This is a genomic window from Psychrobacter sp. Pi2-1 (assembly GCF_904846645.1).
Lineage (GTDB): Bacteria > Pseudomonadota > Gammaproteobacteria > Pseudomonadales > Moraxellaceae > Psychrobacter.
Window position 1 is genome coordinate 1 of the sequence record NZ_CAJHBO010000036.1, and the last position, 7,893, is coordinate 7,893.

Consider the following 7,893-nt stretch of genomic DNA (forward strand, 5'->3'; position numbering starts at 1 on the left):
ACCCCATCGAAAAGAAATGGGCACAGGCTAAGTTTCTACGCCAAGGCTGGATGGAAAACGACTTATCCAAATTGTTTTATGATATTTGTCCTAACCATAACAATTTTATTTTGAACTGACTATATATAAAGTCAGTATAGCAATTTTTAAAACCAAACGTCATTAATCATAATTATTTTTTGGTATAAACGGTCAATATAGAGTATAGAAGGTAGTAAGCATACTAGCTAATATGAAAATTAATAGTACTAAACCAATACCAAATAAACTTAAGTTTAATCATTTAGGTATTAAGAGCGTATTAAATAAATTAAAAATTCTTTAATAAAAAATTAGTTTAGCTACGTTAAAAAACATCAACTGAATTATATTTCTGGATGTAACTAACCCTCTATAAAAGAGCTACAGCATTAACCTTGCTTAAAGTATGACATATACATCTGCACTCAGTTGCCTTGTATCTCGTTTAAATTGAATCAACTATAGCAAGCATTAAAAAAGCCCTGCAGTTGCAGGGCTTTTTTAACACCTTTACACTTTCTTTCTTATATGATTTAGAACGGAATATCATCATCTACAGGGCCATCTGGCATTGCTGTAGGCTTAGATTGTGCAGGTTTCTGTGCTGGTTGATTGAACTGGTTTTGCTGAGCAGGCGCTTGATTGTTAAAACTGTTTTGCCCACCTTGAGCCGCTGGTTGATTGTAACCACCTTGATGTGCCATTTGATTATTTGCTTGCTGACCAAAGTTATTCTGGTTGTTTTGGCCACCTTGATTATTATAGCCACCACTTTGACCATGGTTCTGACCACCAAAGCTATCTCCACCCTGACCGCCGCCAGTTTGACCATCGAGCATCTGCATTTGTTCAGCACGAATCTCAGTAATATAACGGTCTTGACCACTTTGGTCTTGGTATTTACGTGTACGCAAACTACCTTCGATATAGACTTTGCTGCCTTTGCGCAGGTATTGCGCTGCGATTTCACCTAGACGGTTAAAAAGTGCGATACGATGCCACTCTGTCGCTTCTCTTTTTTCGCCGCTTTGCTTGTCTGTCCACTGCTCTGATGTCGCAACCGAGATATTGGTCACGCTACCGCCATTGCTAAATTGGCGTGCCTCAGGATCTGCTCCGAGGTTACCGATGATGATAACTTTATTGACTCCGCGCATAATACCGTCCTTTTACTTATGAATAATTTAATAAATTGTTTTAATCGTTATCTGATAGCGTCAGTTGGCACTATCAATTGTATAATTTTACTTTAACCAATTTTTATCGAAATATCTATAGGCTACCTATGGTGCACGTCAGTCTATGTCGCTTAGATACTCTATCTTGATATACTAGTCAATATTGTAGAGTCAAATAAATAACAGGTAATAAATAAATATGCTGCTATTTTGCCATTTTAAGACGATGAAGAACACCGTCTACCTTTATCGATATTGCATAGCACCTAACTTATTATCAAATGATTTAGAGATTTCTAGTTAGCATCGGAAGGCTTACGGTGCATGCTCAATGTCACGCTACCCAGCTCTACGCCAAATTTTTTCATCACTGAGCGATTGAGCATGACATCTTCATTTATAAGATACATCCAATCATCGAACGTTACTTTATAGGTTTTGTCCTCGACAGGTAACTCTAACAAGTAATTCCAGTGCAACGTATTGCCAACCACTTTCCCTGTTGCCTCGCCAATGACATCACCTGCCACACCTTTCCAGCTGCCATCTGCCTGCTCAGTGAGACGCCATATACGCTGCGATTTCGTGCCATCTGCCCACGAGAATTTCTCGTTTAAGACAATGACATCGTCTCCCTCATGGGTTACATCAATATCAACATAAAAGCGCTTTTTGACTTCGCCATTTCGACCTTGAAACATACCCCAACCATCGATTTGACCCGAAAAAAACTCATGCATGTCGAGCGTCGGTGTGGTGTTCTGATACGCCTGAATATTTTGTGTAGCACAACCAGAGGTCAGCAGCATGGCTGATAAACCAAGACCTACGGTTAACTTAGCTATTGAGCGATGCGCCTTCTTTTTACCCTCAATGACACTACCAGACAGCATCTTAAATTTACTCATATTAATTCCTTTTAAATAGAGATAAATAGTTAGTTTCTATTGATTGATACTGGTGGTTTATGAGACTGCTGTCTGTGCAATTTTTGCTATTTGGCTTCATTTCATATACAACTACAGGTATAAAGCTGCTATATATCTAGCGGACTTTGCGCCAAACTCGATAGCTGCTGACGTGAATCGTCCGTCAACTGTGTCTTATCTAACTTTAAATAGGCGACTTGCTCTTTTGCCATGACGACCAACTCATCAACACCATCTACTGCCAGCATTTGCCGTGACCAGTCTTGGATATTGATATCTTTGGGAATAGTAACTGTCGTGCTCGATAGATAAGGTGGCTGAGAAATAGGAATAATGATAAGCAGTGCGGCACCCATAATAATAGCCAGTATGCCCCACGCCAACAAATTAGGCTGGCTTAATAACAGGCCGCCCATTGCCCCGCCGACGAACGCTCCAAAGAACTGACTAGAGGAATTAAGCCCCATCGCGGTCGCTTTATTGGCGACTGGTGCACGCTTAGATATCCATGAGGGTATCGTCGCCTCAAGCAGGTTAAAGCCCATAAAGTACAACAGCAAGCCCAATATGATACCAACACCAACCTGACTACCAAGCGCTAATAATGCTAAAGCGACGGTCATCAATGTAATCGCACCCAAAAACACCTGACGCATTTTGCGTTTCTTTTCAGCGATGATAATAAACGGTATTGCGATAGCGAAACCAATAAACAGTAGCGGCAAATATACCATGCCTTGCTGACGTACTGACAAGCCAAGTACGTCACTGAGCTGGTGCGGCAATATCACAAATATCGCTGTCATCGTTAGGTGTAGCGCAAAGATGCCGATATGTAAGCGGTTAAGATCGCCAATCTTAAGGACAGTCGCCAACTGTTGACTAATGGTTTTGTTATCTAGGTTGTGCTTGAGCACACGCATAGGCGTCGGTACTACCACTAATAGCAGCATCGCCAAAATAGCAAATCCCGAGGTCAGCCAAAACAGTCCAGAGATACCGAGCGAGCCGACTAGTAATGGCCCAAAAGCAAAGGCAAGCATGATAGAGGTCGCAATCGTCAGCCCCATCGTGGCCATCGCTTTGGTACGCATCTCTTCACGAGTCACATCAGCCAATAGTGCCATAAGCACAGCAGAGACCGCACCACTACCCGCCAGCGCCCGACCAATAATCACTTCGTAAATATCTGTCGCATTTGCCGCAATCATGCCGCCGACAGCGAACAGTATCAATCCCAGAAATATAATAGGCTTACGCGGAAATTTATCAGCAGCCAAACTCATCGGTATCTGAAAGATGGCCTGCCCTAAGCCATAAATACCAACAGCCAAACCAATCAAAAACGGCGTCGCGTGTGCATAATTGTCACCGTAGACAGAAAATACCGGCACAATCATAAACAAGCCAATCATACGTAAGGCAAAGATGCCACCGACTCCGAGGATTGCCCGTTTCTCTACGCTATTCATACTTGCCTCACTGGTTGATCATTGCTGGTTGCTCATTGCTATCTTTCACGACTAACACTGTGCCATACCATGATTTATCACTACTGGTTTATCAAGGCATTGGCCTATAAATCAAGCCCCCTAGTATAAGACATTCGCCGTTTGGTTGCCGAGACTTTTGTCTTACTGGTGCAGTAACGTATGCGCCCTCAACCCAAGCCATTCATATTACGAGATTATTTTGTTACCAAGTGCATCAGATGCACAGTGATACCTTGAATAATGCTGTCGCCATGACAATAAAGTAAAACGTTGTCAGCACAATTAACGGCTCACTCACCATATCTACGTAACGACGAACGCTTCTATAAAATGACATTTTTGGTCAAAACCATAACAAACGATGCCTGTTACTTAACACTGATTTGATTTAGATTTGCTTAGTCCTATAAAAAATCGTCATAGGAGCGACAAGCAACATAAAGCCAAACAATAATAGAAAATGAATAACTAGGCTAACAGAACTTTTACCTTATCAATATATGTACCTTTATAACGATACTCTTAATAACAACACTACTTATAACAACATCATAAATTTAGAATTATTCACGTTTTAACCAACCACTTTACTGATCTGTATTTACTTTTTAGCTTGAGATATTTCCCAATCCCCTTTTAGCAAATAGGAAACCTGTAACCGATGGCACATGACCATATCGCAATACGCGGCGCACGTACTCATAACTTAAAAAACATCGATTTAGACATCCCACGAGATAAATTCGTGGTAATCACTGGCCTATCTGGCTCTGGTAAATCTTCGTTGGCATTTGACACGCTATATGCGGAAGGGCAACGTCGTTATGTCGAGAGTTTATCGGCCTACGCGCGTCAGTTCCTCTCGCAAATGGAGAAACCTGACGTCGATAGTATCGAGGGTCTATCCCCTGCGATTGCTATCGAGCAAAAATCAACCAACCATAACCCACGCTCGACCGTCGGTACGATTACCGAGATTTATGACTATCTGCGCCTGCTATATGCACGCATCGGTACGCCATATTGCCCTGAGCACGGTGAGCCAATGGTCGCGCAGTCGGTCACTGAGATGGTCGATCAGGTCATGGCCTTACCAGATGACACCAAAATTATGATTTTGGCACCGGTGATTCGCGAGCGTAAAGGTGAGCATACCGTCTTGCTTGAGCAGCTGATTGGACAAGGTTTTGTCCGTGTGCGCGTCGATGGTGATGTCTATGACACTGACGAGCTACCGACCCTAGATAAAAAGAAAAAACATACCATCGAAGTGGTGGTCGATCGCTTTAAAGTCCGTGATGACTTGGGCAACCGTGTCGCTGAGAGCTTAGAGACAGCGCTACGTTTGGGACAAGGACTGGTCACGCTACACTTTATGGATGGTAATCCAAAAGAAGGCGGTGACGAGAACCAAGTAATGTCAGCCAAGCATTCATGCCCTGTCTGTGATCGCGCAGTGCCTGAGCTTGAGCCACGTATGTTCAGTTTTAACAACCCATACGGTGCATGCCCAAGCTGTGATGGTCTCGGTAAACGTCAATATTTCGCCGCTGAAAAACTGATTACCCACCATGAAAAATCGCTTAACCAAGGCGCTATCAATGGCTGGGACAAACGTCATGCGTACTATTTTGGCTTGCTTAGCACGGTCTGTAAGCATTTCAAGATCGATATGGATGCGCCATGGCAGGACCTGTCTAAAGAGCAGCAAGACCTTATCATGCATGGCTCTGGCAAAGAAAAACTGACCTTTAACTTTACCGATGAGCGCGGTCGCAAAACGAACAAGACTGTACCGTTTGAAGGTGTGCTTCCCTACCTAGAGCGTCGTTATGCCAAGACGCAAAGTAACCTCGTCCGTGATGAGTTGGCTAAATATCTCGCAGATACCACTTGTAACGTCTGTGACGGCGCACGTCTAAATGAAATCTCACGTAATGTCCGTGTTGATGATCAGACCATTGCAGAAATCGTTAAGCTGTCTATCGGTGATGCGGCTGACTATTATAAAACGCTAAAGATTGGCGGTCACAAAGGTGAAGTCGCCGAAAAAATCTTTAAAGAGATTAATGAGCGCTTAAACTTTCTCGTCAGCGTCGGGCTTGATTATTTAACACTCGCCCGCTCTGCCGAGACGTTATCGGGCGGTGAAGCGCAGCGTATTCGTTTGGCTAGTCAAATCGGTGCTGGTCTGATGGGCGTCATGTATGTACTTGATGAGCCGTCAATCGGTCTGCATCAGCGTGACAACGATCGCTTGCTAAAAACCCTAACGCGCTTGCGTGATTTGGGTAATACGGTACTGGTCGTAGAGCATGATGAAGATGCGATTCGCCAAGCAGATCACGTCATCGATATCGGCATCGGTGCCGGTGTACATGGCGGTCATATTATCGCTCAAGGTACGGTCGATGACATCATGGCAAATAAAGAATCGCTCACTGGACAATATATGTCTGGTAAGAAGAAAATCGAGATTCCAACTGTGCGTCATAAAGCCAAAACCATCGATGTGGAAGTCAAAGGTAAGGCCAAAGCCAAAAAAGTACCGATGACCATCGAGCTAAAAGGCGCGTCAGGCAATAACCTGCACGATGTGGATTTGACCATTCCTGTTGGCATCATGACTTGTGTGACGGGTGTCTCAGGTTCGGGTAAATCAACCTTGATTAACCGTACCCTTATGCCATTGGCAGCGACTCAGTTGAATAATGCCTCAACGCTGATTGCCGATAAATTTGAAAGCATCAGCGGTCTTGAGCATTTGGACAAAATGGTCGATATCGATCAAAGTCCAATTGGTCGTACACCGCGCTCAAACCCAGCAACTTATACAGGTGTGTTTACCCCTGTGCGTGAGATGTTTGCCCAGACGCAAGAAGCGCGTGCCCGTGGCTATAAGCCTGGTCGCTTTAGTTTCAACGTGAAAGGCGGACGCTGTGAGATGTGTCAAGGTGATGGTCTTATCAAAGTTGAGATGCATTTCCTACCTGATATGTATGTGCCATGTGATACCTGTGAGGGCAAGCGCTACAACCGCGAGACCTTAGAGATTCACTATAAAGGCAAAACCATCGCTGACGTGCTTGATATGACGGTTGAAGATGCCGTTGAGTTCTTCTCAGCGATACCAGCAATCTATCGTCGCCTGCAAGCGTTGATGGATGTTGGTCTGAGCTATATCCGCTTGGGTCAGTCTGCCCCAACGCTATCAGGTGGTGAAGCACAGCGAGTCAAACTGGCGCGTGAGCTTGCCAAACGTGATACGGGACAGACGCTATATATCTTGGATGAGCCAACCACTGGTTTGCATTTCCATGATATCGATAAGCTGCTCAATATCCTGCATGCCCTACGCGATAAAGGTAATACTATCGTCGTCATCGAGCATAACTTGGATGTTATCAAAACGGCAGACTGGGTGATTGACCTAGGCCCTGAAGGCGGTAAAGGTGGCGGCATGATCATCGCTGAAGGTACGCCTGAAGAAGTGGCTGAAGTCAAAGAATCCTACACGGGCATATTCTTAAAACCGATGCTTGAACAAGGTATGAAAGAAGTCAGCTAATACCGTTAGTAATGATTGATAAAAGGCTACTCTTTATAGGGTGGCCTTTTTTATTGGTTGGTATAAGGCAAAGTGCAAACTATAAGCTATGAACGAAAATCGATATATAAACTAAGACTTAAGTTACTTCGCTACGTTACCTTTCTTAATATTTATTAAAGATACTTAAAAGTTAAATGCATTAATATTTGACTAGTTAGATATGACATGTAAACGCACACGATATAGAAACAACTGGTTAATAACGATATAACCCACAAAAATTGACGTTACTCATTTTTGTACGACCTCTGAAACTCTTAAGGACTTCTTATGAAAAAATTACTATTTATTGTCTTAGCATCTACTGTTGGCGTTAGTGCCTGTGCGTCAAGCGGCACATCAAATGGTGCAAGCGATCGCAATCATCAAAGACCTGCGATGTCAGCGGATATGAAGCAAGCCATGGATGATTGTGCTCAACGAGCTGGCGTGAAAATGTCTAAAGAGAGTCGCCCAAGTAAAAGTGATATGAAAAAGATGGAAGCATGTATGACTGCTAAAGGGTATAAAAAACCTGAAGGACATGGTCAAGGCCGGGGAGTTTCCTAAAAACTGTGTAACTGCTTATAATCCATTAACAGGAGAATAAGCAATGACTAACCAAAACGACATTAAAAAACTGGCCCAGCAGATGGCTGGTAGCATGAAAAGCTTCGATGACA

At 43.4% G+C, this 7,893-nt stretch carries 5 protein-coding genes; 2 read left to right on the forward strand and 3 right to left on the reverse strand.

The window, feature by feature from the left end; translation table 11 throughout:
* Positions 1-554: 554 nt before the first annotated feature.
* From ssb to JMX91_RS13045, 3 genes are all read right to left on the reverse strand, one after another.
* On the reverse strand, positions 555-1,178 hold the full coding sequence (gene ssb / locus JMX91_RS13035) for a single-stranded DNA-binding protein (RefSeq protein WP_201549585.1): 624 nt from the start codon (positions 1,176-1,178) through the stop codon (positions 555-557).
* Positions 1,179-1,495: 317 nt separating this feature from the next.
* Complete coding sequence (locus JMX91_RS13040; protein ID WP_201549587.1) at positions 1,496-2,107, reverse strand: DUF3833 domain-containing protein; 612 nt, start codon at positions 2,105-2,107, stop codon at positions 1,496-1,498.
* Positions 2,108-2,235: 128 nt separating this feature from the next.
* Positions 2,236-3,600, reverse strand: a complete 1,365-nt coding sequence (locus tag JMX91_RS13045; RefSeq protein WP_201549589.1) for an MFS transporter — start codon at positions 3,598-3,600, stop codon at positions 2,236-2,238.
* Between the two features lie 682 nt (positions 3,601-4,282).
* On the opposite strand from JMX91_RS13045, the gene uvrA reads away from it, so the two are divergent.
* Entirely contained in the window at positions 4,283-7,189 is a 2,907-nt protein-coding gene (uvrA, locus tag JMX91_RS13050) for an excinuclease ABC subunit UvrA (protein WP_201549591.1), read from the forward strand.
* Between the two features lie 312 nt (positions 7,190-7,501).
* The gene (locus JMX91_RS13055; protein WP_201549593.1) at positions 7,502-7,780 is read left to right on the forward strand and encodes a hypothetical protein; all 279 of its coding nucleotides are present in this window, start codon (positions 7,502-7,504) and stop codon (positions 7,778-7,780) included.
* Positions 7,781-7,893 lie beyond the last annotated feature (113 nt).

Bases quoted from the DNA above. Each gene is read 5' to 3' on its own strand.
- JMX91_RS13040 (WP_201549587.1), bottom strand. From the start codon at position 2,107: ATGAGTAAATTTAAGATGCTGTCTGGTAGTGTCATTGAGGGTAAAAAG.
- JMX91_RS13055 (WP_201549593.1), top strand. From the start codon at position 7,502: ATGAAAAAATTACTATTTATTGTCTTAGCATCTACTGTTGGCGTTAGT.
- JMX91_RS13045 (WP_201549589.1), bottom strand. From the start codon at position 3,600: ATGAATAGCGTAGAGAAACGGGCAATCCTCGGAGTCGGTGGCATCTTT.
- ssb (WP_201549585.1), bottom strand. From the start codon at position 1,178: ATGCGCGGAGTCAATAAAGTTATCATCATCGGTAACCTCGGAGCAGAT.
- uvrA (WP_201549591.1), top strand. From the start codon at position 4,283: ATGGCACATGACCATATCGCAATACGCGGCGCACGTACTCATAACTTA.